Origin of the sequence: Rhizobium sp. RAF56 (genome assembly GCF_052113965.1) — a bacterium.
In the GTDB taxonomy this organism is placed as follows: Bacteria; Pseudomonadota; Alphaproteobacteria; order Rhizobiales; family Rhizobiaceae; genus Rhizobium.
In genome coordinates this window covers 102,968-129,110 of sequence record NZ_JBFRDU010000002.1, presented here as the reverse complement: position 1 = coordinate 129,110, position 26,143 = coordinate 102,968, and the positions used below count along the sequence as shown (strand labels likewise).

The following is a 26,143-nucleotide window of genomic DNA, read 5'->3' as shown; positions in this document are numbered from 1 at the left end:
ACGAGCAATTGCGCAAAAATCCAGCATTGGGCGAAATTGACTAAAATGCTTGAATTTAAAGGAGAAACAGGAAGCGATATGGCCATTCCAAGAGCCGCCAGGACGCTCCGGCGAACACGCATCCAGGAAGAGAAGGAAGAGCAGATCCTCGAGGCGGCGCTCGACGTCTTTTCCGTTCACGGGTTCCGCGGCTCTACTATCGATCAGATCGCCGAAGTGGCGGGCATGTCGAAGCCGAATCTTCTCTATTACTTCCGCACCAAGGAGGCGGTCCACCGCGCCCTTATCGACCGCGTGCTGTTCACCTGGCTGGAGCCGCTACGCGCGTTCGATGCCAAGGGCAATCCCGAAAGCGAAATCAGGAGCTATATCCGGCGCAAGCTGGAAATGGCTCGCGATTTCCCGCGGGAAAGCCGGCTTTTCGCCAACGAGATGCTGCAAGGCGCCCCGCATGTCGAGGACGAACTCAAAGGCCCGCTAAAGGCGTTGGTCGACGAGAAAGCCGAGGTTATCCGCTCTTGGGCGCGGGCAGGCAAGATCGCCAAATGCGATCCCTATCACCTGATCTTTTCCATATGGTCGACGACGCAGCACTATGCCGACTTCGATGTCCAGGTGCGCGCCGTCCTTGGTCAGGAGCATGCGGGCGAGGGCCGCTTCGAGGATGCGGCGCGCTATCTCGAGCAGCTCTTCGTGGGCGGCCTGATGCTCCATCAAGCAGGCTAGCAGCGCCGCCCGTCGGTTTCAGAGCCATTTCTTTCGGCGGAAGAAAGCGTAGAGACCAAGGCAAAGCGTGAAAATCACCGCCAGCACAACGTAGTATCCGTCCTCGTAGTGCAGTTCCGGCATATCGGTGAAGTTCATGCCGTAAATGCCGGCGATTGCAGTGGGGACGGCGAGGATCGCAGCCCAGGAGGCGAGCTTGCGGGCGATCTCCGTCTGCTCCGTCTGGCCGATCATCACGCTGGCTTCGAAGGCAAACGCCAGAACTTCGCGGAGCGCGTCGATATCTTCCTGGACGCGGCGCACGTGATCCGTGACATCGCGGAACAGCGACTGCAACGTCGTGTCCATGCCCGGAAGATCGAGATGCTCGTAGCGTCTGCAAACATCGACCAGGGGCACGACGGCGTTGCGCAACCGCAGCAGCTTGCGCCGCAGAAGATACAGGCGCTCGATATCGGCTTTCTTGAGCTGCTCGCGCAACACGAGGTCTTCGAGTTCCTCGATCTCGTCCTGCATCATCTCGATGACGGGCATGTAGTTGTCGACGATGAAGTCGAGGATCGAGTAGAGGATGAAATTCTCGCCGTGGGCAAGCGCACTCGGCGTTGCCTCGCATCGCTGCCGCACGCTTCCGTAGGAGGTCGACGGTCCGTGGCGGACGGAGACGACGTAGCCTCGTCCCGCAAAAAGATGCGTTTCCCCGAAAACGATTTCGCCATCCATCATATGGGCGGTGCGGGCGACAATGAAGACGGCATCGCCGTACATTTCGAGCTTTGGGCGCTGATGCGCGTTCGCCGCGTCTTCGATCGCCAGCGGATGGAGATTGAACTCCGCCTGCATCTGGCACAGCAAGGCTTCGTCCGGCTCATGCAAGCCGATCCAGACGACGGCGTTCGGGCGGGATCGCCATTCGCTCGCCTCCTCGATGCAGATATCGCGAATACGCTGGCCGTTGACGTAGACGGCGGCCGCCACGACGCCCGGCCGTATTTGGGGCGACGACGCGTAAGGGATATCGCCGGGTTTGCCGGCCTTCAGGTCCTCGGTCCAGTCCAGAGCCATGGGTAGCCTCCCATTCGTCACTCCCGGCCAGATAGCATAGCCAAATTCGGCGTAATGCGCATCCTGAAACCGTACCTGTGTTTTCTCGGAGTTTTCGGCGCTTTCTGCTCCCGCGCGCTTGTCCAATAGGTCCAGAGTGGCGGCGTATTGGCTCAACCGCCGCCGAGGTGGATGGAGTCCGTAGACTCCTGGCGGAGAGCGGTGCTAGCCTGCTTGCCGATCCATTAACTTCTGCCCGAAAGCGGGTGCGCCACATAGACGGAAGGCGGATGTGCATCAGGATTTCGCCCTCATAGCGACGGTCGCGGTCAGTTTCGTCTTTGCCGCCGTGCTTGGCTATTGCGCCGACCGGTTGCGGCTGCCGCCGCTTGTCGGCTATCTGATTGCCGGCGTGCTGATCGGACCCTTCACCTCTGGCTTCCTGGCGGACGTTTCGCTTGCGTCGCAGCTTGCGGAGATGGGCGTGGTGCTATTGATGTTCGGCGTCGGCTTGCATTTCTCGACGGCGGACCTGTTGGCGGTGCGGCGCATTGCGCTTCCCGGTGCGGTCGGCCAGATCCTGCTGGTGACCGTGCTTTGCATCGTGCTTCTGTCGCTGGCGGGCTGGTCCGTCGGCGCCGGCCTGATCTTCGGCCTCAGCATCGCCGTTGCAAGCACGGTCGTGCTTCTGAAGATGCTGGAGGAGCGCAATCTAATCGATACACCCGGCGGACGGGCGGCGGTCGGCTGGCTGATCGCCGAAGATCTCGTCATGGTTCTGGCGCTGGTGCTTTTGCCGCTCGTGGCTGACGTCTTCAAGGGACATGCTGCCGCTGCGGCAAGCGCCGCCGGGATGCCCGTCGTCTTCCTCGTTGCGCTGACAATCTGCAAGGTGGCGGCTTTTGCCGCGGTCGCCATGCTGGTCGGACCGAAGATCGTGCCCTGGCTTCTCATCAAGGTGGCCCGGACGGGTTCGCCGGAACTGTTCACCCTGACCGTTCTTGCCATCGCACTCGGCATCGCCTTCGGCTCGGCGGAAGTCTTCGGCGTCTCCTTTGCGCTTGGCGCCTTCTTCGCTGGCGTGGTCATGGCCGAATCCGATCTCAGCCACAGGGCGGCCGCCGATTCCCTGCCTTTGCAGAATGCCTTCTCGGTGCTGTTCTTCGTCTCCGTCGGCATGCTTTTCAATCCCGCCATTATCCTTACCCAGCCGGTCGAGGTCGCCGGCACGCTGGCCATGATCATCTTCGGCAAGTTCGTCATCTCGCTCGGGATCGTCGTCCTTTTGGGTTTCCCGATCGGCATGGGCCTGACGATTGCGGCCGGGCGGACGCAGATCGGCGAGTTCTCCTTCATACTTGCCGGGCTCGGGGTCACGGCGGGCCTTTTGCCGCGCGAGGGGCAGGACGTCATCCTTGCGGCCGCGTTGGTGTCGATCACGCTCAATCCGCTGGTGTTCTTCGCGACGGAGAAACTGGAGCACGTCGCGCGCGGCCGGTGGCCATTGCTTCTGCGCCGCTATGGCAGGAAGCGGCAGGAGATGCTGTGCCGCGAACTGGAACGCAGCAGGGCACGGGCGGACGAACGAAACCGGCAGCATCAATTGAAGATCCAGCAGCTCATCGAGACCTTCCCCCTGCTTTCCGAGGTCGATCGTCATTCGCAGGAAGAGCTACTGCTGCTGTTCCGGCCGAAGGCGGCTTCGCCGGGCGAACGGGTTCTCAGGGTCGGCGATTGGGGCGACGGCATGTATTTCATCGCGTCCGGTGCGGTCGAAGTTCAGCTCGAGGACGAGGAGATCCTGCTCGAGGCGGGTGCCTTCTTCGGCGAAATGGCGCTTCTGAACGGCGGCCGCCGCACCGCCGACATCGTCGCCGTCGATTTCTGCCAGTTCCTTGTGCTCGAACGCCGGGACTTCAACATCTTCATGTCGAGGCATCCGGCCTTGCGCTCGGCCGTCAGCGACACGGCAAGGGTGAGAGCGGAGATGAACATGTCCCGCAAGAAGCGCGGCCAGTCGCTGGACGCGAATTGAGGCCGGGGATCAAGGTCAAACGGTGTCGCGATGCTTGAGAGTGATTGAGAATGATCTTCGGCGAGTTCAGAATGTTGCGGTGTGCCATGCCCGGTGTCGAGGCGGTCGAGGCGCGGACGGCGCACGTTTTTTCGAAGCACACGCACGACCAGTTCGGTATCGGTGTCATCTTTCAGGGCGCCCAAAAGTCGGCGAGCGGGCGCGGGCCGGTTGAGGCAGGGCCGGGCGACGTCATCACCGTCAATCCCGGAGAAGTACACGACGGTGCGCCGATCGGTGATGCAGGCCGCGCGTGGCGAATGATCTACTTCGATCCCGCGCTCGTCGCCGACGCGGCGCAGGATGTGGGTGCGGCTCGGCCGAGTTCCTTCGAGTTTACGCAGCCTGTCATTAACGATCCGGCCACTGCGGCTCGGTTGTTGCAGCTTTTTGCCGCCTTGACCGGACCTGCGGATGGTTCGTCCTTTCGAAGCGAGGAAATGCTGCTGTTCCTAGTCGATCGACTGATGGAGCGTGAGAACGCGGCGCAGGAGAGCAAGGGGCTGGCCGCGAAAATTTTGAAGGCGAAGACGTCGATCAATGACGAGCCGGCGACGGCGGTCACGCTTGGAGATTTGGCCGGCCTCTGCGGCTTGAGCCGGTTCCAGCTGTTGCGCGGCTTCGTGGCGGCGACCGGTTTAACGCCGCACGCCTATCTGACGCAGAAGCGCATGGACCTCGCTCGTCGCCTGATTGTGCGGGGGACACCCCTGGCCGATGTTGCAGCCGCCTGTGGTTTTGCCGATCAAAGTCACATGACGCGGATTTTCTCGCGGAAATACGGCGTGTCGCCCGGCGCGTATGCCGCGGCCTTCAACTGAGTTTCCTCTTCCCTGCAATTCCGTTCAAGACGCGATGCTTTCGACAGCGATAGACCTCTTGCTGAAAACAGGCAGCAGGACAGGAAAGCCGGATGAGCATCGAATTCTTGATCACCACCTTCATTGTCGTCGCTTCGCCGGGAACTGGAGCCATTTACACGCTGGCGACGGCATTGTCCCGCGGGGCCAAGGCCAGCGTCATCGCTGCCTTTGGATGCACGCTCGGCATCGTGCCGCATATTCTTGCCGCAGTCGGCGGGCTGGCCGCGATCCTGCATACCAGCGCCGTCGCGTTCGAGATCTTCAAGTACGCGGGCGTTGCCTACCTGCTCTACATGGCCTGGAATTCCCTCGGCAAGGAGGGTGCGCTCAAGGTGGAGACCTCATCGGCTGTAAGGTCGGCGGTCGAGATCGTGATCCGCGCGATCCTCATCAACATCCTAAATCCGAAGCTGTCGGTCTTCTTCCTTGCCTTCCTGCCGCAGTTCGTCAGTGCTGGAGAAACCCATCCCTTGGCCCGCATGCTGTCGTTGAGCGGCGTGTTCATGGCAATGACATTCGCCGTGTTTGCGACCTACGGGATATTTGCCGCATCGATGCGCGATCACGTCATATCGCGTCCTAACGTCATCGCCTGGATGCGGCGGACATTTGCCGGAGCGTTCGTGGTGCTCGGCCTGCGGCTGGCGCTGGCAGAGCGATAGACACGAAAGGCGCGCCGGTGTCGCCGGCGCGCCCTTCATTCTTGTCGTTTCCTGCAGCGTTACTCCGCCGCCTGGCGCGCCATCGGGTTGTTCGGGTGCGTGGTCCAGTTGGCATAGTTCGGATCGACCGGCTTGCCGGTGCGCTGGTCGAGCGTGCCGGCGGCAAGGGGGACCATGGTGATGCAGTCCTGAACGGGGCAGACGTTGACGCAGAGATTGCAGCCGACGCACTCGTCTTCCATCACCTCGAAATGCCGTACGCCGTTGACGAATTGGGTGATCGCCTGGTGCGAGGTGTCCTCGCAGGCGATGTGGCAGCGGCCGCATTTGATGCAGGCGTCCTGGTCGATATGCGCCTTGGCCACATAGTTGAGGTTTAGATACTGCCAATCGGTGATGTTGGGCACGGCGCGGGCGATGATATCGTCGAGGCTAGTATGGCCCTTGGCGTCCATCCAGCTGGAAAGACCGGTGATCATCTCCTGGACGATCTTGAAGCCGTAGGTCATGGCCGCGGTGCAGACCTGCACGTTGCCGGCGCCGAGCGCCAGGAACTCCGCGGCGTCGCGCCATGTGGTGATCCCGCCGATGCCGGAGATCGGCAGCCCGCGGGTTTCAGCGTCGCGGGCGATTTCCGCGACCATGTTGAGCGCGATCGGCTTGACAGCCGGGCCGCAATAGCCGCCGTGGCTGCCCCGGCCGTCGATCGAGGGCTCGGGCGAGAAGCTGTCGAGGTTGACCGAAGTGATCGAGTTGATCGTATTGATCAGCGAGACCGCGTCGGTGCCGCCGGCCTTTGCGGCGCGTGCCGGCTTGCGGATGTCGGCGATATTCGGCGTCAGCTTGGTGATGACAGGCATGCGCGTGTATTGCTTGCACCAGCGCACGACCATTTCGATATATTCCGGCACCTGGCCGACCGCCGAGCCCATGCCGCGCTCGGACATGCCGTGGGGACAGCCGAAGTTGAGCTCGATGCCGTCGGCGCCGGTTTCTTCGACCAGCGGCAGGATCGCCTTCCAGGCATTTTCTTCGCAGGGAACCATGATCGAGGCGATCAGCGCGCGGTCGGGCCAGTTCATCTTCACCTGCTTCATTTCGCGCAGGTTGGTGTAAAGGTCGCGGTCGGTGATCAGTTCGATGTTGTTGAGGCCGAGCAGCCGGCGGTCGGCGCCCCAGATCGCGCCATAACGCGGGCCGTTGACGTTGACGACCGGCGGGCCTTCCTCGCCGAGCGTCTTCCAGACGACGCCGCCCCAACCGGCCTTGAAGGCGCGCTCGACGTTGTAGGCCTTGTCGGTCGGCGGCGCCGAGGCGAGCCAGAACGGGTTCGGGGACTTGATGCCGACGAAATTGTTGCGCAGATCAGCCATATCAGTTCCCCTATGCTACCGCCGCGGCCGGCTTTGCGCCGGCGGCAAGCGCACGGTTGATGGATTCGGCGGCATCGCGCCCGTGCGCGACGGCCGATACGGTGAGGTCTTCGCCGCCGAGCACGCAGTCGCCGCCGGCCCATACGCCGTCGATCGAGGTGCGGCCTTCGCCGTCGACCGAGATGCGGCCCGCCTCCATGTGCAAAGAGCCGAGGCCGGACGCTTCGAATGTCTGGCCGATTGCCTTGAAAATCTGATCGGCGGCGATGACGCCGGTGTCGCCCGTGCCCGTAAGCTTGCCGTCGCGGAGCTCGGTGTACTCGACCTCGATGCCCGCGACCTTACCGTCCTTGTCGAGAATGCGCTTCGGCGCCAGCCAGTGACGGATGATCACGCCCTTGGATGTGGCAAGGTCCTGCTCGAATTCGGAGGCGTTCATATGCTCCTTGCCGCGGCGATAGCAGATCGTGACTTCTTCAGCGCCGAGCAGTTTTGCCTGAACGGCGGCATCGATAGCCGTCATGCCGCCGCCGATGACGACGACGCGGCGGCCGATGGCGATATCGGCCCTGTCCGTCGCCTGGCGGAGTTCGCCGATATAGGCAACCGCGTCGGTCACGCCGTGGAGGTCCTCGCCCTCGGTGCGCAGGGCGTTCACCCCGGCAAGGCCGAGACCGAGAAAGACCGCGTCGTACTGGGAAGCAAGATCGGCAAGACTGAAGTCGCGGCCGAGCGCTTGCCCGTTCAGCACCTCGATGCCGCCGACCGACAGCACGTAGTCGACCTCTCGCTGGGCGAAGTCGTCGACGGTCTTGTAGGTGGCGATGCCATATTCGTTGAGGCCGCCAGCCTTTTCGCGCGCATCGAAAAGAGTGACCTCATGGCCGTTCACCGCAAGCCGGTGGGCGCAGGCGAGACCCGCCGGGCCGGCGCCGACGACGGCGATCCGTTTGCCGGTCGAGGCAGCGCGGGCGTAGAATTGTTTGTTCTCGGCCATCGCCGTATCCGTCGCGTAGCGCTGGAGGCGTCCGATCTCGACGGGACGCTCTTCGGCGGTGTTGCGCACGCACGCCTCTTCGCAAAGCGTTTCGGTGGGACAGACGCGGGCGCACATGCCGCCAAGGATGTTCTGGTCGAATATCGTCTTCGCCGAGCCCAGTGGATTGCCGGTTGAGATCTGGCGGATGAACAGCGGAATATCAATCGAGGTCGGACAGGCCGTCATGCAGGGGGCGTCGTAGCAGAAATAGCAACGATCGGAGGCGACGAGCGCCTCATGGTCGTCGAGGCTCGGATGCAGGTCGGAGAAATTCGCCTCATATTCGGCCGGCGTCAGCCTACCCTTATGAATCCCAGTTTCCAGTCGTCCCATTGAAGTTCCCTCTTATAGTAAACGGCTAGTGGAACGAACGGTAACTCAGGATAAAAATTTTATCAAACGGTAAAATTTTGGGAATTGAGACCCTCCCGACCGCCGACGTGGGCGCCAATCTAAGGTCACAGGGCGCTAGTGCTTGGCCCGACGCAAGTGGCTGGAAGGAATGTACAATTCACGTTCGCGTGCCGATAGGTTTTGGAAACTTGATAGTCTTGATCAGGTCTACGCCGAAGGCCTTCTTCACGCTTGCTCGTAGTACTGTGGGGAGCAGCCAGAACGAGAATGAAAGATTTTTCGAGAGAACGTATTTTTTTTCGGAACCATGGGAACCAAAAGCCGAAACGGCGGTTTTATCTGTGTCCGGATGATGATCGCATCGACCCAATGCGCGCCCCCAACCCATCACCGGACCTATACTCACGGTCCCCTCCCGGTGAGTAAAAAGCAGCCAGTGCGCCGCCCTCGCACTGGCTGTTTTGCTGTCTGCGATGTGGGAGAGAAGCATGGGTAGAGCGTTTCAGTTTTTCTTCGAAATACGCAAATGTTCCGGACGGAAAACCGCGTCACACTTTCCTGGAATTGCGCCAAGCGGCTAGCGGCGTTTCAATATTTCATATTCCGGTTCAGGAATGACAATGCGATAGTTTATGCGTTCTGGCCCGGCTCCGAAATCGGCCTTGCCGTTCATGGATGTCGGCACCACACGCTCGAGCACCGTCTTGGCAAAGGTGTTGTCCTCGAACTCCTGCGCGGCGGCCGGGCCGAAGACGCGCTCGGACCATGTCACCTCAATGGCCTTCTTGCCGTCCAGCTCTGATTCCGCGCAGTTCAGCACGATGCTGGTGGCGCCTGCCGCGATTGCGCCATGGGTTGCGGAATTGACGATCAATTCGTGGAGCGCAAGTCCCAGATGAACCGCGGCGTTCGGCGAGAGATGCGCGTTGATGCCATAGATGGGCATCGGCACGCCGGCGTCGGGCCAATAGGGCGCGAACTGCTTTTCGGCGAGCTCGAAAAGGTAGGCGCCCCGCCAGCTGGAATCGGTGACCAGGTCTTGCGAGTGCGACAGCGATTGCAGGCGACCGCGGAACTTGACGAGAAAACTATCCAGCGAGGGGGTATAGCGCGCAGTCTGGGTGGCAATGCCCTGGATGATGGCAAGCAGGTTCTTCGAGCGGTGTGACAACTCCCGCAGCAGCGACTTCAGAACCTTTTCGCGATGCCGGCTTTCCGTGATCTCCGAAATGACCGAAAGCAGCCCGAAGCGGCCATGCCTGCCGATGCGCTCAACGCGCAGCTCGTAGATCTTGGTGCCGTCGTTCGTGGACATTTCGATTTCGCCGCTGGCCGGCTCGCCGGTCTGAAGAACCTGGCGTTTCAAGGCTATCAGCTTGTCACCGTCCTTGGCGCCAAACAACGCGGCATCGTCATCGCCAAGAACGAGCGAAGACTGCAGATGATCAGGCAGATTTTCCGCATAGCGAACCGCCAGCGTTTCATCCTGGAACAGGATCGAAATGCCAGCGATCCTAAGCGCCCGTTCCATCATGGCGGTCTCGCCCACGAATGGTTCGAACACCCCGGACAAAGGGTTTGTCGTCGTCACCAAACCGCCTTTCCCTCGCCCTGACTGTACACCTTGGCGAGCAGCGCCCTTTTAAGGACTTTGGTGTCAATTCCTTAACAAATTGCTACAGAACTCTAGCGCCCCAGCTTCGCTGGAACGCCTTCGTGCTTTCATTGTTCCGTTGGGAAACAAAAAATCGTGACTAGGCGGCGACCTTGGTCGTTTCATTGAAAAACAGCGCCTGGCTGATCAATGCTTTCACCATGTCGGGATTGAACGGCTTGGTGACGAGGAAGGTCGGTTCGGGCCGCTCTCCGGTCAAAAGCCGCTCCGGGAAAGCGGTGATGAAGATGACCGGTATGCTGGACGTTTTCAGAATATCGTTCACCGCATCGATGCCGGAACTGCCGTCAGCGAGCTGGATATCGGCAAGCACCATGTTCGGCTTGGTAGTGTTGTAAAGTGCCACGGCCTCGGCATGGGTTCGTGCGATGCCGGTGACCTTGTGGCCAAGGCTCTCCACCATCTGCTCGATATCCATCGCGATCAGCGGCTCGTCCTCGATGATCATGATGTCGGTTGCAACCTGGCGCGAAATTTCCTGGGATGCCTTGTCGAGAAGACGTACGACCTCGGGCTCTTCGACGTCGAGAATTTGCGAAATTTCGGCGAGACGGAAGTTCTCGACCGAGGCGAGAATAAAGGCTTGGCGAGCAACCGGCGAAACCTTCGCCAGGTTGACGGAAGCGCGCTGTTCCCAAGCATAGGGAGAGGTCGGTTCGGGGATTTGAACGGCAGTGGAACCGAAGAGCTTCGTGAACAGTTTATACAGTGCAACCCGATCGTTAGAGGTGTCGGGAAAGATGGTTATGTCGGCGATGATCGCCTCGAGCACGGCGGCGACATAGGCATCGCCCGATGTCTGCGTTCCGGTGAGCGCGCGGGAGTAGCGGCGCAGGTAAGGAAGGTGCGGCGCGATCCGAGTAGAAAGTGTCATTCAATAGCTCCCATCGTGAAGTCGTTCTTCGGCTTCAATGGAGGGATTAACGCCTGCGGTCGAAAAAAGTTCCTGCAATGATACTCAGTCAACGGAACTTTTTTTATTCAGCGGCATTATCAGTCGCGATACCAATGGTGGTCATCGGACAATACTTGTTGCCGGAGCCGTGTCGGGCAGGGCGATGTGAGCGTGGCTCGGCATCCGGCAGACGAAAGTATGGGGCGGGTCCATCGATGCAACAAATAAGCCAAGAGCGAATAGGTTACATGACCACGCGAAAACAAGAAGCAGAGCAGAAGCGGCCAGATTTGCGCGCCGTGGATATATTGGACCCCAACAACCAGATCGGTATACGGTTACGTTCGCTGTATGCGGCTGCCCAGGAGGAAGCTATCCCGGACCGCTTTCTGGATTTGCTCGAAAAGCTCGACAGGGCTGAGCAAATGGCCGCAAAGACGGTCGAGTAGGGGCGTTACATGGACAAAGCTGAACCGAGCTTCAAGCGTGAACTTCTCGCGGCACTCCCGAGTCTTCGCGCCTTCGCCATCTCCCTGATCGGCCGCCACGACCGAGCCGACGATCTCGTCCAGGACACCATCATGAAGGCCTGGGCGAAGCAGGACCATTTCGAGATGGGCACCAATATGAAAGCCTGGCTCTTCACCATTCTGCGCAACGAGCTTTATAGCCAGATGCGCAAGAGCGGCCGGGAGGTGCAGGATAGCGACGGGCTTTTCACCGAATCGATGGCGACCCACCCCTCGCAGTACGGCGCCCTCGATCTTCAGGACTTCCGCAAGGCTCTCGATCAATTGCCCCCGGATCAGCGCGAAGCGATCGTGCTGGTCGGCGCTTCGGGCTTCTCCTACGAGGAAGCTGCCGAGATCTGCGGCTGCGCCGTCGGCACGATCAAGAGCCGCGTCAACCGCGCGCGCCAGCGCCTGCAAGAATTGCTGCAGATCTCAGGTGAAGCCGATTTCGGGCCGGACGCGACGTCCTCGCCGCTGACCTCGCGCGCCTTCGCCTTCTGAGGAACGGAGTAAAGGAGCCGCCGAACGATCCTTCGTTCGGCGGCTTCGACGTCAGTCGCGATCCCTGCGGCTGTCCTTGCCGATCAAGTTGCTGAGGAGAAAAGCGGCCGCGACGGCTGTCGTCAACAGCGGCTGCGACTTCACGATATGCAGCGCGGCAGCCGCCATCGTGTCGAGCGATGCTCGACTATCACGGGCGCGCTGCGCCTCCTGGCGGCTCATGATCATCATGACAACGAGCACGATGATGCCGAGGAGCAATGCGCCGGCCGCGAGCAGGATCGCGGCTCCAATCGCGCCGTAGAGGCCGGCGAGCCAGACCGCCGCTGCCACCAGCGCGAAACCGTAGGCCGTCAAGAAGAGGAGGCCGGCGATCGCCACGAAAATACCGTTGCGCTTGGTCCGCGCAACGGTGTTGTGAATCGATCCCGATATCAGGTGGCTGATGAGCGACAGCATCAAGCCTCCCCTCAACGACGTGCGATGAGGGCGAAGAGAACACCTAAAGCGGCAGCTGCGCCGATTGTCGCGACAGGATGGCGACGGACGGTGTCGCGCATCTCGCGAGCGCCGCGTAGATAGCTGTCCTGCAACTCCTTGAGCAGATCGTCGCTGCGTCCCATCAGATCTTCGAGGCTCGCCTCCGCCTTGTAGCGGAGCTTGCTTCCTTCGCCGGCGCTTGTCTTGCCGATGGTCTTTGCCAGCGCCGCGATCTCGTCGCGCAGGCTTTCGACCTGCTCCTCGATGCTTGTCTCGATGCTATGCAGCGCGCCGTTGCGTCGGCCGCGAACGGATTGAAGGATGGACGTTGCCATGACTTTGCTCCTTGGTTGGGACGCATGGGCGCCGAAAGGTTCAAGATCATGGGACCCTGCGCGCACGCAGGTTCCTCCCATTGATCTGTGTCGCTAGGTTGAACGCCGAAAGGCTGGGAAAAGTTCCCGTTGCGGGCAATTCGCTTGGGCGGCGTCAGTCTTCGAGCACGCTGTGGGCGAGCACGAACGGCTTGCCATCCGCCGGCACGCGGTTCACCCGCAGCCGACATCCGAAGACCTGTTCGAGGCGTTCGTCGGTGAGGACGTCACCGACTGTGCCGCAGGCCGCGAGTTCGCCCCCTTTCAGGAGAGCGATCCTGTCGGCGAAAAGCGCCGTGAGGTTAAGATCGTGCATGACCGCGATGACGCCGCCGCCGGCCGCGCAGAAGTTTCGTGCAAGCCGCATGATCGTCAGCTGATGGCTGATGTCGAGACTGGAGACAGGCTCGTCGAGCAGCAGCCAACAGGGCTTGCCGTCGATCGTCGGTTCGGGGATCTGGCAAAGCACGCGCGCAAGCTGCACGCGCTGCTGCTCTCCGCCGGAAAGCTCCTGATAGAAGCGGCCTTCGAAGCCCGAAAGATCGACGGAGGCGAGCGCTGTCCTGACGGTGCGCTCGGATTGCTCCGGCCGGCGGTTGCGTCCGGCCGTCACCCCCATGCTGACGACTTCGCGTACCGTGTAGGGGAAGGACAGGGCGCTTGCTTGCGGCAGTACGCCCCGCATCGCCGCGAGCCGCCAGGGCGCGAGTTCGCAAACCTCGGCTGCGTTCAGGCTGACAGAGCCGTCATAGGGGATCTCGCCGGCCACCGCCTTCATCGTGGTCGTCTTGCCGGAGCCGTTCGGGCCGCAGATCGCCGTCAACTGGCCCGGGCGCGCCGCGAAGGAAATGTCGCGGACGACTGGCCTGCCTGAGAGGCGGACTGAAAGGTGCTTGATGTCAATCATCTGATATCACAGGCTCAGGCGCGCGCGCTGCCGCAACAGGATCCACAGGAAGAACGGGCCGCCGACCGCCGCGGTGATGATGCCGATCGGAAGTTCGGCAGGAGCGACGATGGTGCGCGCCACCAAATCGGCGAAGATCAGCAGCGTGCCGCCGAGAAGGGCGGCCGCCGGCAGGAGGTAGCGGTGATCCGGGCCGATTGCCATGCGCAGGATATGCGGCACGACGATGCCGACGAAGCCGATACCGCCGCTGACAGCAACCGACGCACCGGTGGCGGCCGCGACCGTGACGATGGCGACGATCTTCAACCGCTGTACCGGGACGCCCATGTGAAACGCGGCCGCTTCGCCGAGCGTCATGGCGTTCAACCCGCGTGCCATGAAGGGGATGGTGGCGAGCGCCAACGCGATGACGGGTCCCGCGGCGGCAATCTTCGTCCACGTGGCGCCGGCAAGCGAGCCCATGCCCCAGAAGGTCAGGTCTCGCAGTTGCTTGTCGTCAGCCATCGAAATCAGGATGCCGGTAAATGCCATGGTCATCGCGCCGAGCGCGATACCGGCAAGCAGCATGGTGGCAACCGAAGTCCGGCCGCCTTGGGTGCCGACACGATAGAGAATAAGCGTCGTCAGGAGCCCGCCGACAAAGGCCGCGAGCGGCAGCGCGTAGATTCCGAAGATGGCGTACACGGGCGCGGCGATCGTGCTCCCGAGAACGATCATCGTGACGGCGCCGAGGCTTGCTCCCGAGGAAACGCCGACGAGGCCGGGGTCGGCGAGCGGATTACGGAACAGCCCCTGCATGATCGTGCCGGAAACCGCAAGCGAGGCGCCTATGAGAAAGCCGAGGATGGCGCGTGGCAGGCGGATGTCGAGGATGATGATCCGGTCACGCGCCGTCTCGGCGGATGTCGAAAACAGGCTGGCGACGACATCGATCACCGACGCTTCGGCCGCGCCCGTGGTCACGCAGAAGACGAGCGAGAGCAGGGCACAGACGACAAGTGCGGCGATCGCCGCAACGGCGATCTGCGAGCGGTCGCCGTCGGCCCGGCGGAGGCGGGCGTTGCGCATCGATCGTTCCGCCCCCTCTCTGATGCCGTCGAGAATGGTCATGCTACTGTCCGTAGACGGCCGCGTTCAGCTCGCGCACGGCGCTTGCCGTACGAGGACCGAAGCCGAGCAGATGCAGGCCGTCCATGCGGATGACCGCGTTCCTGGCAGCCGCCGGCGTCAGCGACAGGGCGGGCTGCTTGAGCAGGTCGTCGTTTGCCGCTGCGTGCTGACCTGCCCGGTCCATCATCAGGATGACGTCGGGCTTGGCTTCGATGATGGCTTCGTCCGTCATCGCCTTGTAGCCGGGAAAGGCGGTGACCGCGTTGACGGCGCCGGCAAGCCGGATGATGCCGTCGGCGGCGGTGCCGGTGCCGGATACCATGATCTTCCCGCCCTGCGCGCTCAGGATGAAAAGCACCCGCTTGCGCTCGCTGTCCGGCCGCTTGGCTGCGTCCGCCACGGCAGCGTCCAGATCCCCGGCGACCTTTTCTTCCAGCGCCTTCGCCTTGTCGGTAACGCCGAGGAGGGCGCCGACCGTATCGATCTTCTTCAGGATCCCGTCGCGGTCGAAGCTCTGCGGCACGGTTTCGAAGGGTACGCTGGCATTGCGCAGCACGGCGAGCGCTTCCGGTGGACCGGAGCCGTCGACGGCGATGATTGCGGTCGGCTTGACGGCGAGAACGCCCTCAGGCGAAAGCGCGCGCATATACCCCACGTCCGGCAGCTTGGACGCAGCTTCCGGGTAGATGCTCGTCGAGTCGCGTGCGATCAGCCGGTTCTCCTCGCCGAGCGCATAGATGATCTCAGTGACGTCGCCGCCGACCGAAACGAGGCGCGAGGTGTCGATCTTCGCCGCCTCGGCAGCATGCGTCCCATGCGGAAGAGCCAAGCCGCCCGCCGCCAGCATTGCTGCGATCAGCATCGACGCAACCGTGCGCGACCCGGCGGGCCGCGCGTTCTTGAAAAACGTCTTCATTGGTAATCCTCAAGCGGCGACGCTGGTGTCGGCCTTCGGCAGGGCTTCGACGATACCGCGCCATTCCGTGCGCTCGTCGTGGCCTTCCTTCCGCTTGCCGAAGAACTGGATGATCATGTTGCCCTTGGCGTCGTAGGCCTCGACGGACGTCACATGGCCGTCCTTGGTCGGCTTACGCACGCCCCAGGCCTCGGCGATGTGATCGGTGCGCAGGTGCAGGTGGAAAGTCGGGTCGAAGATGTTGATCCACGGACCCATCGGCTGCACGTTGACGATCGGACCGGAGTGGATCTGGACGATGCCGTCGTTGGCGACGAAGCACATGATCGGCAGCCCGTCGGCGACGGCGGCATGCAGCATTTCGACGACGGCGCCCTCTTCAAGTTTCCAGGCATAGTCGTCGCCGACTGAGCGTACGGCGTTTTGGCGGCCGATCTTCAGCTTTTTCAGCATGCCGAAGAACTCGTGGGTGTCGGTGAGGCGGCTCCAATGATCGCGAAGCGCCTCGCGGTCCACGGCATCTACCGTCGCGCCCGCATCATAGCCGCTCTGGTCCTCGGTGATTTCCTGGCTCTGGTCGTCGAGGCGAAATTCGGCAACCATCGCGTGATAGGCATCGACGTTGGAACCCGGGCGCAGATGAACCTTGTGGACGGCACTGCCGGCCTTGTCGAAATACTGCAAGCTCAGCCGCTCCTGATCGCCGTCCTTCTTGGTGACGGCGAAGCCGTACGCCCAGCGTTTCGGGAAAATGCGCAGGTCGATGTTTTCGCCAAGAACCATGGCTGCATGCTGGCCGGTGTGGATGTCTTCATAGACGCCGATCTTCTCGTGAACCGCGCTTTCGTTGCGAGACAACGCCATGACCTCGCCGAGGCCGGCTACACGTTCCAGGAAGCGGTTCGCGTCGGCGTCGATGCGTGTCGCGGTCAATCCCACTTCGGCCGCTACCAGCGCCGCCTCGGAAATTCCGAGCTGAGTTGCGATGTCGCGCTCGCGCATCTTCGGGTTTTCGGCACGGAAAGCGCGGATTTCGGCGGGTGTCGGTCGGGTCGTTTCAGTCATCTTGTCCATGCCTATTTGTTGAGAATCAGTTTGCCCTGGCGCGTGATCTTCATGCGGTAGATCGCACCTGCGTGACGGATGAGAATCTCGTTCTGGCCGCGAAAAATGTCGGCGCTTTCGATGAGTCTGGTTGGCGCAGCTACCGGCGGCGCGGGCGGAGTGGGGACTTTTTCAGCGATCATCGTGGCTGTTTTTACCTGCGGTTTTCATGGGGCCTATTTTCGGCCTGAAGAGATTTATCTTGACTGGAATACTCAAGGTTTTTTAAAAGTGCAATAGAGGATAAATAAACTCATGTTTAAGGTTGCAACCGGAAGCTGACGGGATTTTCCGGTTCATGTGCTCGCAGGAGAATGGGAAATGCAGATGAAAGCGATACTGATTGTAGCGGCGATGAGCCTGGTTGCGATCGGAGGTCATTTCCCGGCCAACGCACAGGACGCCGCTGCCGCCCAAAAGCTGAATGTCGAGCTGAACTCTCTCACGCCCTCCCAAAAGGGCTGCATGATGAGCTTCGTGGCCGAGAACGAACTTTCAGCGCCGATCAGCAAAGTGTCGTTCGAGCTTGCGTTTTTCAACGAGAAGAATGCCGTCGATCGCGTCACCGTTCTCGATTTCCGGGAACTGCCAATCGGCAAGAAGCGCGTGCGTCAGTTCGATATGCCGAACGTCAAGTGCGATACCGTCAGCCGCATCATCATCAACGATACCCCCGTTTGCGAGGGGCCTGGCGCTGGCGAATGCATGAAGGGCCTTGCCACGCGCTCCGCCCTATCAGTGGCTTTCGAGGGCTGAGAGCCGTCCGGCGAAGGGATACGAGGGCATGATGCGCGCCGCCAAACCCGGGTGGAGGATCCAACCCGCCGATGAGCCGTTGAACAGCGTCAACGACAACAGCCCGGGCAGTCTTGCCGGACACGATCTGTCCGACATGCCCTTGCCGTCTGCTGCGGACGACGCGGCGACGCACTCGGAAATCGACCGCTTTCCTCTGCATCCGCATTTCATCACCGAACTATTGTGCGACGCGCCGGCGATGGATGCGCCGCCGGAGGCCGCAGCGCCTGGCAACGCGCGGCCGGGCCGGCTGACGGCATTGCTTGCCGGCCTCGGTTCGCTGCTCGTGCATGCGATCGCTTTTGCCGCTGTGCTTTTAACTGCCGTCGTTGCGCCGTTAGTGCCGGAAGAACAGGCGGGTGAGGTCGTCAGCGTCATCATGCTCGGTGACTCCGACGTCGATCAAAGGGCATCCGGTGTCGAGAGCAAGGAACCGGAAGTGCAGCCGGAGACAGTGGTCGCCGAGGCGGTTCAGCCGGAAAGCTTCTCGCAACCGACCGTGCTGGACGCCGTCGAGACGGTGCAGCCGGTTGAGCCGGTTGCGCCCGAAGCAACCCAGCAGGTCGCGCCCGAAGCCGTCGCCTCGATCGAACCGGAAGTGCTGACGTCAAGTGTACCGGCGGAAACCGCCGTTCAGCAGCCGACGGCCATCGAAACGGTGACGCCGACCGAGACTTTGACTGCGGCGGTCTCGCCGCCGCCGCCGGAAGTTGAGCCGGTTGAGATGAAGCCGTTCGAAAAGCCGGTCAAGCAGGTCGAAAAGCCCAGGGACACGCCGCGAAAGCAGCCGCCCAAGAAGGTTTCGGTCAAGGCAGGCTCAGGCGGAGAGGGCGCGCGGAATAGCCGCAGGGGATCCTCCGACGGCCTGGAGACCGCAAACGCCGATACGGCGTCCCAAAGCAATACCAGCGGTGGCGGCGAGGGGAGTGCTGCCGTCGCCAACTATCCCGGCAAAGTTCAGTCGCGCATCCATCGATCGGTGAAGGTGCCTTCCGAATACAAGCAAATGACCCAGGCTCTGCGCGTACGCGTGCGCCTGACAGTCGGCAGCGGCGGCGAGCTCAGCGGACTGCAGCTGGCAAGAAGCTCCGGTATTCCCGAACTCGACCAGTCCGTGCTTGCCGGTGTTCGGTCTGCTGCGCCTTTTCCGCCGTTGCCGCCTGAGTGGAGAAAGCCGAGCTGGACCTTTACCCAGGAGGTGCAGGTCACCGGCCGTTAAAAGTTATAAAAGATGATAAAAATACTCATCTTTATACTTTACTGAAAATGTCATGTTTTGTATGGTCGCCTCGCATCGCCGGAATCGGCGACCAATCAGGAGAGGGACAGCATGGCGCGCAAGGGCAAAAAGGACTTCGATCACAAGGGGAAGCAGCCCGAGGTCAGCGCGGAGCCCAAAACCGGTCTCGACGGGCGCAGCTTTCTCTATGTCGGCGGCCGCGATTGTCAGGTCGCGCATCTCAGGCAGATCGCCAGCAACTTCGGCGCGGAACTCATCCATCACGACGGCGGTCTTCGCGAGGCGGTTTCGCGCATAGACACCGTACTTCCTTCCGTCGACTGCGTATTCTGCCCGATCGACTGTATCAGCCACGACGCCTGCCTCAGGGTCAAGACGGGATGTAAGAAGTTCGGCAAGGCCTTCATTCCGCTGCGCAACGGCAGCAAATCGAGCCTGGAGCGGGCGCTCCAAACCATGCAGGAAAGAGACAATTCCCGATGAACGACGAATGCGCGCGGGCGCCTGTTCTGCTCGGCCTGCACCGGCTGGCGGCACGGGATGGCACGTTGGTGCCGGAGCTCTACGTCTTGCTGGAGAGGCGGGCCGAGCGCAAGCACAGCCTGAACGTCGTGCCATTTCCTGGCGCGGGAATGCGTGGTCCGGCGAGGTCGATCGAAGCGTCGCCTCGACCTGTCGCGGCCAAGGCATCGAACGTGGTTGCCTTTCCGCTCCGGTCTGGCGAGTATTCGGGCCGTCGGGGAGAGGTTTGAGAGGTCTCACATGTATATCGCGATGAACCGCTTTAAGGTCGCCCTCGGTTCCGAGGCCGACTTCGAAACGATCTGGAGGGGGCGCGATTCCAGCCTTCCCCAGGTACCGGGCTTTGTTGAATTCCGCCTGCTGCGCGGAAAGACACATGCCGAGGAAGGGTTCACGCTCTTTTCCTCGCATACGGTCTGGCGGAGCGAGGAAGACTTTCAGAACTGGACGAAATCAGAGAATTTCAGAATGGCCCATCGCAATGCCGGCGATCACAAGGGCATGTACCTCGGCCCTCCGGTTTTCGAAGGCTTCAACGTCGTCGAGGGAATTTGAACATGGACGCGCTTGACCCCAATCGCATCGAGGCCTTGCCGGTCCTGCCGTCGCTGGATCTGGCGGCGACGCTGGCCTTCTATCGCGATGGGCTTGGCTTTGGCGAAATCGTCTATCACGATGAAAACTATCTGATCCTGAGGCGCAAAGGCATGGAACTGCATTTTTGGCGCGCTGGCGACCGCGGCCTTTGTGAAAACACGTCCGTCTACCTGCGCGGTGGCGGAATTGCCGACCTGCACGCGGAATACAAGGCTAAGGGTATCGCAAGCCTCAGCGAAATGGCGGTGCGGCCGTGGAATATGGAGGAATTCTACATCCACGATCCGCACGGAAATCTCCTGCGCTTCGGACGGATACCGCAGCCGGCCTGATCAGCCCTTTGCAGGGGCCGGAGGCATGAGCGCGCCGACCGTCACCGCAAGCCAGCCCGCCATCATGGCAAATCCGCCAATGGGTGCCGCCAACGGGAAAATGCCGCTGGAGGTTGCATGCCGACAAACCAGGTCGATGACGAAGAGCAGCGTTCCAAGGCCGAGCAGTAGGGCGGCGACCGGCGCTGTGCGCAGTCGGCCGTAAGCGGCATAGAGCGCCAAAAGCGCGGGGGCATGCGCGAGCGACATGGTCGAGGCCGAGCCCAGCAGATGGGCATCGCCGCCATGGGAAGCAGCGGCGGCCAGTCCGACGCCCGCGCAGCCGAGAAGCCCCGCCAGCAACAACGTTCCCTTGGCGATGACGGAATGGAAGGTCATGCGGGGTCCTCTTCGCGGTTCTGCATATGGTGGGCGAGCCGCTCGATCGGCTCCCAGATGATGGCCCTCAGCTTCTCGTTTGCTATGGTTTCCTCCATGGCGCGCCGAAAGCACAAGAGCCATTCATCGCGCTCGGCAGGTCCGATCGCGGCGACGAAATGGCGGCTGCGCAAGCGGGGATGCCCCCGCTTTTCGACATAGAGCGGCGGGCCGCCGAGATAGCCGGTCAGATATTCGTAGAACTTTTCCCGGCTGCCTTCGAGGCTTGGCGGATGGACGGCACGGCAACGCGCAGCCTCGGGCAAGGTGTCCATCAGGTCGTAGAAACGGGTCGTCAGGTTGCGAACGGCGAGATCCCCGCCTATGGCCTCGTAAAGTGTGATGGTTTCGCCGCTCAATGGGGTATCCTTCGCCGCAGTCTTCATGCCTGCTGTCCGCTCCATGTGCCATGCGGCGTTTCAGCGCGAAAGCTTGTATCATAGGTCGCAGCGCCCCGTGATCATAGGCCATGCGCCCAAAGACGAAAGCCAAGGGAAGGGCGCCGATAGAAAATGTGATCGGACGTTGATTGACAAAACCGTCCAGGCGGTATGTTATCTTGCGCATGTCCGACGCACACCACAGAAAGAAGCAGCCCGCTCTCGTCCGCCAGCAACTGCTGACGGTCGCCGCCGAGCTTGCCGGACGTCAGGGAATGGCTTTTCTGACGCTCGATGCCGTGGCCGGCGCCTCCGGGGTGAGCAAGGGCGGCCTCCTTCATCATTTCCCGAGCAAGACGGCGCTTCTGGACGCCTTGTTCGATAGTCTTCTCGTCCGCTTCGACGAGGCGATAGAGCAGGCTATGCGCAGCGATCCCGTCCCGCACGGCCGTTTTTCTCGCGGTTATCTCCGCGCCGTCGCCGGGCTTAGAGACCGCCCGGAAGAGACCAGCGACTGGGCGCATGTGACGATGGCGTTGCTCACCGAGCCGCATCTGCGCGAGCGCTGGCGGGCCTGGGTGCGCGAGCGCTCGGACGAATATGTCGGCACCGATTCCTCGCCCAACGCCGAGATCGTGCGCTTTGCGGCGGACGGTTTGTGGCTCGCCGACCTGCTCGGCAGTCACGACCTGGATGGGCCAGCGCGGCAGGCACTGTTCGATGCCCTCGTCGAACTGACGATGAAATAACCCGGTTAGGAACGATATTCATGGCAAGCGCACCGGTCTATGCGATGCTTTTGGTCGCCATCGTACTCGAGGTCGTCGGCACGACGGCGCTGCAGATGTCGCAACAGTTCACGAAGCTCGGGCCTACGGCCGTCATGGCGGTGTGCTACGCAGTCGCGTTTTACTTCCTGTCGATGACGCTTCGCGTCATCCCGGTCGGTGTCGCCTATGCCATCTGGAGCGCGCTCGGCATCGTATTGATCTCGCTCGTAGGCCTCGTCCTCTTCCGTCAGCGGCTCGATTTCCCGGCGATCGTCGGCCTCTCCTTCATCGTCGTCGGCGTCCTCATCGTCAATCTGTTCTCGAAATCCATTTCCCATTGACCTGACCGGCGTTTGAAAAAAAACGCTGTGTTGGCCTTTGTCAAATTCTTGACGAGGTCCTATGTGTTTCTCGTCGAACCGAACAAGGCGTTGCTGCGCCTTGTTTCCCAAAGCGCTTTGGGCGCCCAAACCTGCAGAGACCATCGAGCCAGAGGAGCATTGCAAATGACCATTCGCGCAGTCGTATGGGGGGAGAATATTCATGAGAGGACCGACGAGGTGGTCGCTGGGATCTATCCCGAGGGTATGCATGCGACGATCGCTACGGCGCTCAACACCGGCGGCGGCATCGCTGCGACCACCGCGACCCTGCAGGAACCAGAGCACGGTCTTACCGAGGCGCGTCTCAAGGAGACGGACGTCCTCTTGTGGTGGGGTCACAAGGACCACGGCGCGGTTTCCGACGAGGTCGTGGAGCGCGTTGCCAAGCGCGTTTGGGAGGGCATGGGGCTGATCGTGCTCCACTCAGGCCATTTCTCGAAAATCTTCAAGCGGCTGATGGGAACACCCTGCGCGCTCAAGTGGCGCGAGGCGGGCGAGCGGGAGCGGCTCTGGGTCATCAATCCGCGCCATCCGATAGCGGCAGGCCTCGACGAAAATTTCGTGCTGGAAAACGAGGAGATGTATGGCGAGCAGTTCTCCGTGCCCGAACCGCTTGAGACCGTATTCATCTCCTGGTTCCAGGGTGGCGAGGTGTTCCGTTCCGGCATGACCTGGCGCCGCGGCGCCGGCAACATTTTCTATTTCCGCCCCGGCCACGAGACCTATCCGACCTATCATGACGCCAATGTGCGCAAGGTGCTGATCAACGCGGTGAAATGGGCCCACAATCAGCAGGGCGCCTTGACCAGCATTCACGATGCTCCGAACGTCCCGGTCGAACAGGCGCTCGAGCCGATCGTCGAGCGCGGTCCGAAAGTGCACCAGGCCGGCGAAGCCGGTTACCGCTGAGGTCGACCATGCGTCTCATCATCGTTGGCACCGGCGGCATGGCGAAAAACCAGGCCGAACACTTCACCAGGATCGAGGGCGTCGAGCTCGTCGGAGCGGTCGATACCGATCCGGCCCGGCTTGCCGCTTTTGCGGATCAATTCAATATAGAACAGCGATTCGCCTCGCTCGACGCCGCAATCGCCTGGGGCAAGTTCGATGCGGCGACGAACGTCACGCCGGACCGCGCCCACCATCCGACCACCCTGCCGCTATTGGCCGCCGGCAAGCATGTCTTCTGCGAGAAGCCGCTCGCGGAAAACTACGACAAGGCGCTGGAGATGACTGAGGCGGCCGAGCGCGCCGGTGTGGTCAACATGGTGAACCTGACCTACCGCAATGTGGCGCCCCTCCAGCAGGCCCGCGAAATGGTCCTTGCCGGTGAGATCGGCGCGGTCAAGCACGTGGAAGCGTCCTATCTGCAAAGCTGGCTGGTATCGAAGGCCTGGGGTGACTGGCGCAGCGAAACCACCTGGCTTTGGCGGTTATCGACTGGTCACGGCTCGAACGGCGTGCTCGGCGATATCGGCATCCATATTCTCGACTTTGCTGCCTATGGTGCGGCGACGGATATCGATCATGTGTTCGCGCGCCTGAAGACTTTCGACAAGGCGCCGGGCGGCCGCATCGGGGAGTACACGCTCGACGCCAACGACAGCTTCACCATGTCCGTGGATTTCACCAATGGCGCCCTCGGCGTGGTGCATGCGAGCCGGTGGGCGACGGGGCACCTGAACGAGCTGAAGCTGCGTATCTACGGCGAGCGCGGCGGGCTCGAGGTCTGCCATAATCCGGACGGATCGAGCCTGCGAGCCTGCCTCGGCGCCGACGTCGAAGCGGCGGCCTGGAAGACGCTCGATGTTCCCGCGGTGCCGACGAACTATCAGCGCTACGTCGACGCGGTGAATACGGGCAGTGCGCAGGATCCCGATTTCCGCCGCGCGGCCGACCTGCAAAAGGTGCTCGACCTCGCCATGGTCGCCGAGCGGGAACGGCGCGAAGTGAAGGTGTAACGGTGCTAGGCGATCTGCCGGATTGCTGCTTGGCCGCCGGCGCCGAAGCACTGAGACGCTGCCGAGCCGGCGAGCAGTTGTCGCTTCGCCGCGTCCGGCCCCCAAGAAAAAAGAGGCCCCGCCGTGGGCGGGGCCAGGAGGGCCTCGCCACTTGGCAGGCCGCTTGGGAGGTCCACTGCATACTTCCCGCAATCGCAATCGATCGTGGATGCGGCATTTCAACTGCTGCAGCGTGCCTGGCGGGGCTTGCGCGGCGCTGTATTGGCGTTACTGGACGATCTGGACGACGCGGTGCGTTTTCGGTTCGACGATAACGCGCTGCTGGTTGACGACAGCATAACCGTAGCGAGGCTGATCGGGGATCGGCATCACCTCGACACTAGAGGGGACAGGGTGGCCGACGACGACCGGCTCCGATACGACGGTTGTCGCCTGCGGAATGGGCTGCTGCTGGACATAGGTGACGACCTCACGCGGCGGATCAAGCACCGCGCCGGTAATCGCGCCCGCTACGCCACCGACCGCGGCACCCACCGGCCCGCCGACGATCGCACCCGTGATTGCGCCACCGGCGGCACCGGTTGCTGCACCGCTCGCGGCCAAAGCATTCGACGAAATCGAGGCGAGCGCTACGACGCCCGTTACAAGTAGAGCCTTGTACATTTTCAATCTCCTTAACTCTTGTTCACAAGGCAGCTAATGGATTTGGCTCTTTCATTGTTCCCTGTTGCTTGAGATATTCGTCGTCACGCTTACTTTTCCTCCGTCACACGGTGTGAAGAGCAGGGTAGATCCTCGGCACTCACTCCGTCGGCTCGGTCCAACGTCGCTTACGCCGAGCTCGGCGGCCGCAAAACGCTGCGAGATTGTCGGTCAGAGGGGCCTGAGTTCTTGCGGGCGGCGTATATAAGCGTCATCGCTTACGCCATGCTAGCTATCCGATGTTGCCAGCCAACAGCGCTAGGCTGCATTCCCTGATTGTGCTATTGATGGGAATGCGATGGCTTCTGGCGCTCCTGATTGCTGGGTCTGCTATGGCGAGCACGGCGGCGTCGGCGCAGTCGTTGTTCGATGCGATAGCGTCTGGCGATACCCAGGCCGTTGAACGGGCGCTCGGCAGCGGCTCCAATGTCGACAGCCGAGCCGCCGATCAGGCGACGCCGCTGATCGCGGCAACATTGGCCAACCAACCTTCCATGGTCGAATTGCTGCTGAAAAAGGGCGCGGACGTGAATGCGCGCAACTCCGGCGGTTTTACGCCGCTGCACGCAGCCGCCTATGTCGGAAGTGCGGCGATCGCAGGCGAACTTCTGGCGAAGGGTGCTGAGCTTGAGGATGCGGACAACAAGGCGGGCGTCACGCCGCTGATGGTGGCGGGCGAGGAAAATCATGCCGACGTTGTCGAGTTGCTGATCGCGAAGGGCGCCAACCCCGGCCACCCCGAGATTCATGGCTACCTTCCAATCACCCGCGCTCTCTGGAAAGGGAACAAGGATATCGTTCATCTTTATAAGCAGCACGGCGTAGCGTGCCCGCCGGTGAATATTCTCGGCAGCGAAGAGTGGCATCAAAAGTGCTTGAGCGACTGATTGGAGGACGGATCATGGTCAAGCCGGTCTTGGGGGCCAAACGCGCAAAGCCAACACATTATATTGCCGGAGCGGCATTGTTCGTCGTCGCGCTGGGCTATAGTGCGCCCGTGCTTGCGGACGGCACCGTCAATACGGGCTATTTCGGTGGAGTTGCCATCGGCGGCTACGATCCGGTCGCCTATTTCGTGGATAACAAGGCGGTTAAAGGGTCGGAGAAATATGCCTACGATTGGCTGGGGACGCCCTGGTATTTTGCCAGCGACGCGCACCGCGAACTGTTCAAGAACAATCCACTGAAATATGCGCCGCAGTATGGCGGCTATTGTGCCGCGGAGGTCGCCGGTTCCGGGTCGGTCACCGTCAATATCGACCCGGAGGCTTTCGCGATCGTCAACGGCAAGCTTTATCTCACATATGACAATGTGGATACGCAGGACTTTGCGATGCATGCCAGCGAAGCCGTGCCGAAGGCCGACGCGAATTGGCCGAAAAAGCAGGCTGAACTCGCGAAGAACGACTTTCACTGAGGCGCATAGAGC

Annotated in this window: 34 protein-coding genes; 18 read left to right on the top strand and 16 right to left on the bottom strand. The window is 61.7% G+C overall.

Annotated elements, in window-relative coordinates:
• Positions 1-78 precede the first annotated feature (78 nt).
• The gene (locus AB4048_RS02540) at positions 79-726 is read left to right on the top strand and encodes a TetR family transcriptional regulator C-terminal domain-containing protein (protein ID WP_442200336.1); all 648 of its coding nucleotides are present in this window, start codon (positions 79-81) and stop codon (positions 724-726) included.
• Positions 727-744: 18 nt separating this feature from the next.
• Here AB4048_RS02540 and AB4048_RS02535 read toward each other — a convergent pair whose 3' ends face one another.
• Entirely contained in the window at positions 745-1,791 is a 1,047-nt protein-coding gene (locus AB4048_RS02535; protein ID WP_442200335.1) for a magnesium and cobalt transport protein CorA, read from the bottom strand.
• 271 nt (positions 1,792-2,062) lie between these two features.
• On the opposite strand from AB4048_RS02535, the gene AB4048_RS02530 reads away from it, so the two are divergent.
• From AB4048_RS02530 to AB4048_RS02520, 3 genes are all read left to right on the top strand, one after another.
• On the top strand, positions 2,063-3,805 hold the full coding sequence (locus AB4048_RS02530; protein ID WP_442200334.1) for a cation:proton antiporter domain-containing protein: 1,743 nt from the start codon (positions 2,063-2,065) through the stop codon (positions 3,803-3,805).
• A 50-nt stretch (positions 3,806-3,855) separates the two neighbouring features.
• Positions 3,856-4,665, top strand: coding sequence for an AraC family transcriptional regulator (locus tag AB4048_RS02525; RefSeq protein ID WP_442200333.1), 810 nt, complete (start codon positions 3,856-3,858; stop codon positions 4,663-4,665).
• A 92-nt stretch (positions 4,666-4,757) separates the two neighbouring features.
• Positions 4,758-5,369, top strand: coding sequence for a LysE family translocator (locus AB4048_RS02520; RefSeq protein WP_442200332.1), 612 nt, complete (start codon positions 4,758-4,760; stop codon positions 5,367-5,369).
• A 59-nt stretch (positions 5,370-5,428) separates the two neighbouring features.
• Here AB4048_RS02520 and preA read toward each other — a convergent pair whose 3' ends face one another.
• The 5 genes from preA to AB4048_RS02495 form a co-directional block, all read right to left on the bottom strand.
• Positions 5,429-6,742: an NAD-dependent dihydropyrimidine dehydrogenase subunit PreA gene (gene preA, locus AB4048_RS02515; RefSeq protein ID WP_442200331.1), complete on the bottom strand. Its 1,314-nt coding sequence runs from the start codon at positions 6,740-6,742 to the stop codon at positions 5,429-5,431.
• A 10-nt stretch (positions 6,743-6,752) separates the two neighbouring features.
• On the bottom strand, positions 6,753-8,114 hold the full coding sequence (locus tag AB4048_RS02510; protein WP_442200330.1) for an NAD(P)-dependent oxidoreductase: 1,362 nt from the start codon (positions 8,112-8,114) through the stop codon (positions 6,753-6,755).
• A gap of 178 nt (positions 8,115-8,292) precedes the next feature.
• Positions 8,293-8,541: a hypothetical protein gene (locus tag AB4048_RS02505; RefSeq protein ID WP_442200329.1), complete on the bottom strand. Its 249-nt coding sequence runs from the start codon at positions 8,539-8,541 to the stop codon at positions 8,293-8,295.
• Between the two features lie 171 nt (positions 8,542-8,712).
• Positions 8,713-9,708 (bottom strand): sensor histidine kinase, encoded by a 996-nt coding sequence (locus AB4048_RS02500; protein WP_442200479.1) that lies wholly within the window; start codon positions 9,706-9,708, stop codon positions 8,713-8,715.
• A gap of 181 nt (positions 9,709-9,889) precedes the next feature.
• A complete protein-coding gene (locus AB4048_RS02495; protein ID WP_442200328.1) occupies positions 9,890-10,684 on the bottom strand; it encodes a response regulator in 795 nt (264 codons plus the stop codon).
• A gap of 269 nt (positions 10,685-10,953) precedes the next feature.
• On the opposite strand from AB4048_RS02495, the gene AB4048_RS02490 reads away from it, so the two are divergent.
• On the top strand, positions 10,954-11,154 hold the full coding sequence (locus tag AB4048_RS02490; protein ID WP_442200327.1) for a NepR family anti-sigma factor: 201 nt from the start codon (positions 10,954-10,956) through the stop codon (positions 11,152-11,154).
• A 9-nt stretch (positions 11,155-11,163) separates the two neighbouring features.
• Positions 11,164-11,718, top strand: coding sequence for an RNA polymerase sigma factor (locus AB4048_RS02485; protein WP_442200326.1), 555 nt, complete (start codon positions 11,164-11,166; stop codon positions 11,716-11,718).
• Positions 11,719-11,769: 51 nt separating this feature from the next.
• Here the strand turns inward: AB4048_RS02485 and AB4048_RS02480 are convergent, their stop codons facing one another.
• From AB4048_RS02480 to hemP, 7 genes are all read right to left on the bottom strand, one after another.
• Positions 11,770-12,180, bottom strand: a complete 411-nt coding sequence (locus AB4048_RS02480) for a hypothetical protein (RefSeq protein WP_442200325.1) — start codon at positions 12,178-12,180, stop codon at positions 11,770-11,772.
• An 8-nt stretch (positions 12,181-12,188) separates the two neighbouring features.
• The gene (locus AB4048_RS02475; protein ID WP_442200324.1) at positions 12,189-12,533 is read right to left on the bottom strand and encodes a DUF883 family protein; all 345 of its coding nucleotides are present in this window, start codon (positions 12,531-12,533) and stop codon (positions 12,189-12,191) included.
• A gap of 154 nt (positions 12,534-12,687) precedes the next feature.
• The gene (locus AB4048_RS02470) at positions 12,688-13,479 is read right to left on the bottom strand and encodes a heme ABC transporter ATP-binding protein (protein ID WP_442200323.1); all 792 of its coding nucleotides are present in this window, start codon (positions 13,477-13,479) and stop codon (positions 12,688-12,690) included.
• A 6-nt stretch (positions 13,480-13,485) separates the two neighbouring features.
• Complete coding sequence (locus AB4048_RS02465) at positions 13,486-14,550, bottom strand: FecCD family ABC transporter permease (RefSeq protein ID WP_442200478.1); 1,065 nt, start codon at positions 14,548-14,550, stop codon at positions 13,486-13,488.
• Positions 14,551-14,593: 43 nt separating this feature from the next.
• Positions 14,594-15,439 carry a heme/hemin ABC transporter substrate-binding protein gene (locus AB4048_RS02460; RefSeq protein ID WP_442200477.1) on the bottom strand — a complete coding sequence of 282 codons (846 nt, stop codon included), beginning with the start codon at positions 15,437-15,439 and terminating at the stop codon, positions 14,594-14,596.
• 78 nt (positions 15,440-15,517) lie between these two features.
• On the bottom strand, positions 15,518-16,573 hold the full coding sequence (locus tag AB4048_RS02455; RefSeq protein ID WP_442200322.1) for a hemin-degrading factor: 1,056 nt from the start codon (positions 16,571-16,573) through the stop codon (positions 15,518-15,520).
• An 11-nt stretch (positions 16,574-16,584) separates the two neighbouring features.
• Entirely contained in the window at positions 16,585-16,755 is a 171-nt protein-coding gene (gene hemP, locus AB4048_RS02450) for a hemin uptake protein HemP (protein WP_442200321.1), read from the bottom strand.
• A gap of 211 nt (positions 16,756-16,966) precedes the next feature.
• Between hemP and AB4048_RS02445 the strand changes: the two genes are divergently transcribed.
• The 6 genes from AB4048_RS02445 to AB4048_RS02420 all read left to right on the top strand — a co-directional run bounded on the left by AB4048_RS02445 (position 16,967) and on the right by AB4048_RS02420 (position 20,101).
• Complete coding sequence (locus AB4048_RS02445; protein WP_442200476.1) at positions 16,967-17,368, top strand: hypothetical protein; 402 nt, start codon at positions 16,967-16,969, stop codon at positions 17,366-17,368.
• 28 nt (positions 17,369-17,396) lie between these two features.
• A complete protein-coding gene (locus AB4048_RS02440) occupies positions 17,397-18,629 on the top strand; it encodes a TonB family protein (protein WP_442200320.1) in 1,233 nt (410 codons plus the stop codon).
• 111 nt (positions 18,630-18,740) lie between these two features.
• Positions 18,741-19,133, top strand: a complete 393-nt coding sequence (locus AB4048_RS02435; RefSeq protein ID WP_442200319.1) for a DUF2325 domain-containing protein — start codon at positions 18,741-18,743, stop codon at positions 19,131-19,133.
• On the top strand, positions 19,130-19,402 hold the full coding sequence (locus tag AB4048_RS02430; protein WP_442200318.1) for a hypothetical protein: 273 nt from the start codon (positions 19,130-19,132) through the stop codon (positions 19,400-19,402). Before AB4048_RS02435 ends, AB4048_RS02430 begins: the two co-directional genes overlap by 4 nt.
• A gap of 10 nt (positions 19,403-19,412) precedes the next feature.
• Entirely contained in the window at positions 19,413-19,727 is a 315-nt protein-coding gene (locus tag AB4048_RS02425) for an antibiotic biosynthesis monooxygenase family protein (RefSeq protein WP_442200317.1), read from the top strand.
• A 2-nt stretch (positions 19,728-19,729) separates the two neighbouring features.
• Positions 19,730-20,101, top strand: coding sequence for a bleomycin resistance protein (locus AB4048_RS02420; RefSeq protein WP_442200316.1), 372 nt, complete (start codon positions 19,730-19,732; stop codon positions 20,099-20,101).
• Here the strand turns inward: AB4048_RS02420 and AB4048_RS02415 are convergent, their stop codons facing one another.
• Positions 20,102-20,479 carry a DUF423 domain-containing protein gene (locus AB4048_RS02415; RefSeq protein ID WP_442200315.1) on the bottom strand — a complete coding sequence of 126 codons (378 nt, stop codon included), beginning with the start codon at positions 20,477-20,479 and terminating at the stop codon, positions 20,102-20,104.
• A complete protein-coding gene (locus tag AB4048_RS02410) occupies positions 20,476-20,877 on the bottom strand; it encodes a group II truncated hemoglobin (RefSeq protein WP_442200475.1) in 402 nt (133 codons plus the stop codon). The genes AB4048_RS02415 and AB4048_RS02410 overlap by 4 nt, the downstream gene beginning before the upstream one ends.
• Before the next feature lie 206 nt (positions 20,878-21,083).
• Here AB4048_RS02410 and AB4048_RS02405 point away from each other — a divergent pair, with 206 nt between their 5' ends.
• From AB4048_RS02405 to AB4048_RS02390, 4 genes are all read left to right on the top strand, one after another.
• A complete protein-coding gene (locus AB4048_RS02405; protein WP_442200474.1) occupies positions 21,084-21,647 on the top strand; it encodes a TetR/AcrR family transcriptional regulator in 564 nt (187 codons plus the stop codon).
• Positions 21,648-21,667: 20 nt separating this feature from the next.
• Positions 21,668-22,009 (top strand): DMT family transporter, encoded by a 342-nt coding sequence (locus AB4048_RS02400; RefSeq protein ID WP_442200314.1) that lies wholly within the window; start codon positions 21,668-21,670, stop codon positions 22,007-22,009.
• 165 nt (positions 22,010-22,174) lie between these two features.
• Positions 22,175-22,960, top strand: a complete 786-nt coding sequence (locus AB4048_RS02395) for a ThuA domain-containing protein (RefSeq protein WP_442200313.1) — start codon at positions 22,175-22,177, stop codon at positions 22,958-22,960.
• Between the two features lie 8 nt (positions 22,961-22,968).
• Entirely contained in the window at positions 22,969-24,012 is a 1,044-nt protein-coding gene (locus AB4048_RS02390; RefSeq protein ID WP_442200312.1) for a Gfo/Idh/MocA family protein, read from the top strand.
• Between the two features lie 267 nt (positions 24,013-24,279).
• Here AB4048_RS02390 and AB4048_RS02385 read toward each other — a convergent pair whose 3' ends face one another.
• Positions 24,280-24,675 carry a DUF1236 domain-containing protein gene (locus AB4048_RS02385; RefSeq protein WP_442200311.1) on the bottom strand — a complete coding sequence of 132 codons (396 nt, stop codon included), beginning with the start codon at positions 24,673-24,675 and terminating at the stop codon, positions 24,280-24,282.
• Between the two features lie 332 nt (positions 24,676-25,007).
• On the opposite strand from AB4048_RS02385, the gene AB4048_RS02380 reads away from it, so the two are divergent.
• The gene (locus AB4048_RS02380) at positions 25,008-25,601 is read left to right on the top strand and encodes an ankyrin repeat domain-containing protein (RefSeq protein ID WP_442200310.1); all 594 of its coding nucleotides are present in this window, start codon (positions 25,008-25,010) and stop codon (positions 25,599-25,601) included.
• Between the two features lie 14 nt (positions 25,602-25,615).
• Positions 25,616-26,131: a YHS domain-containing (seleno)protein gene (locus AB4048_RS02375; protein WP_442200309.1), complete on the top strand. Its 516-nt coding sequence runs from the start codon at positions 25,616-25,618 to the stop codon at positions 26,129-26,131.
• Positions 26,132-26,143 lie beyond the last annotated feature (12 nt).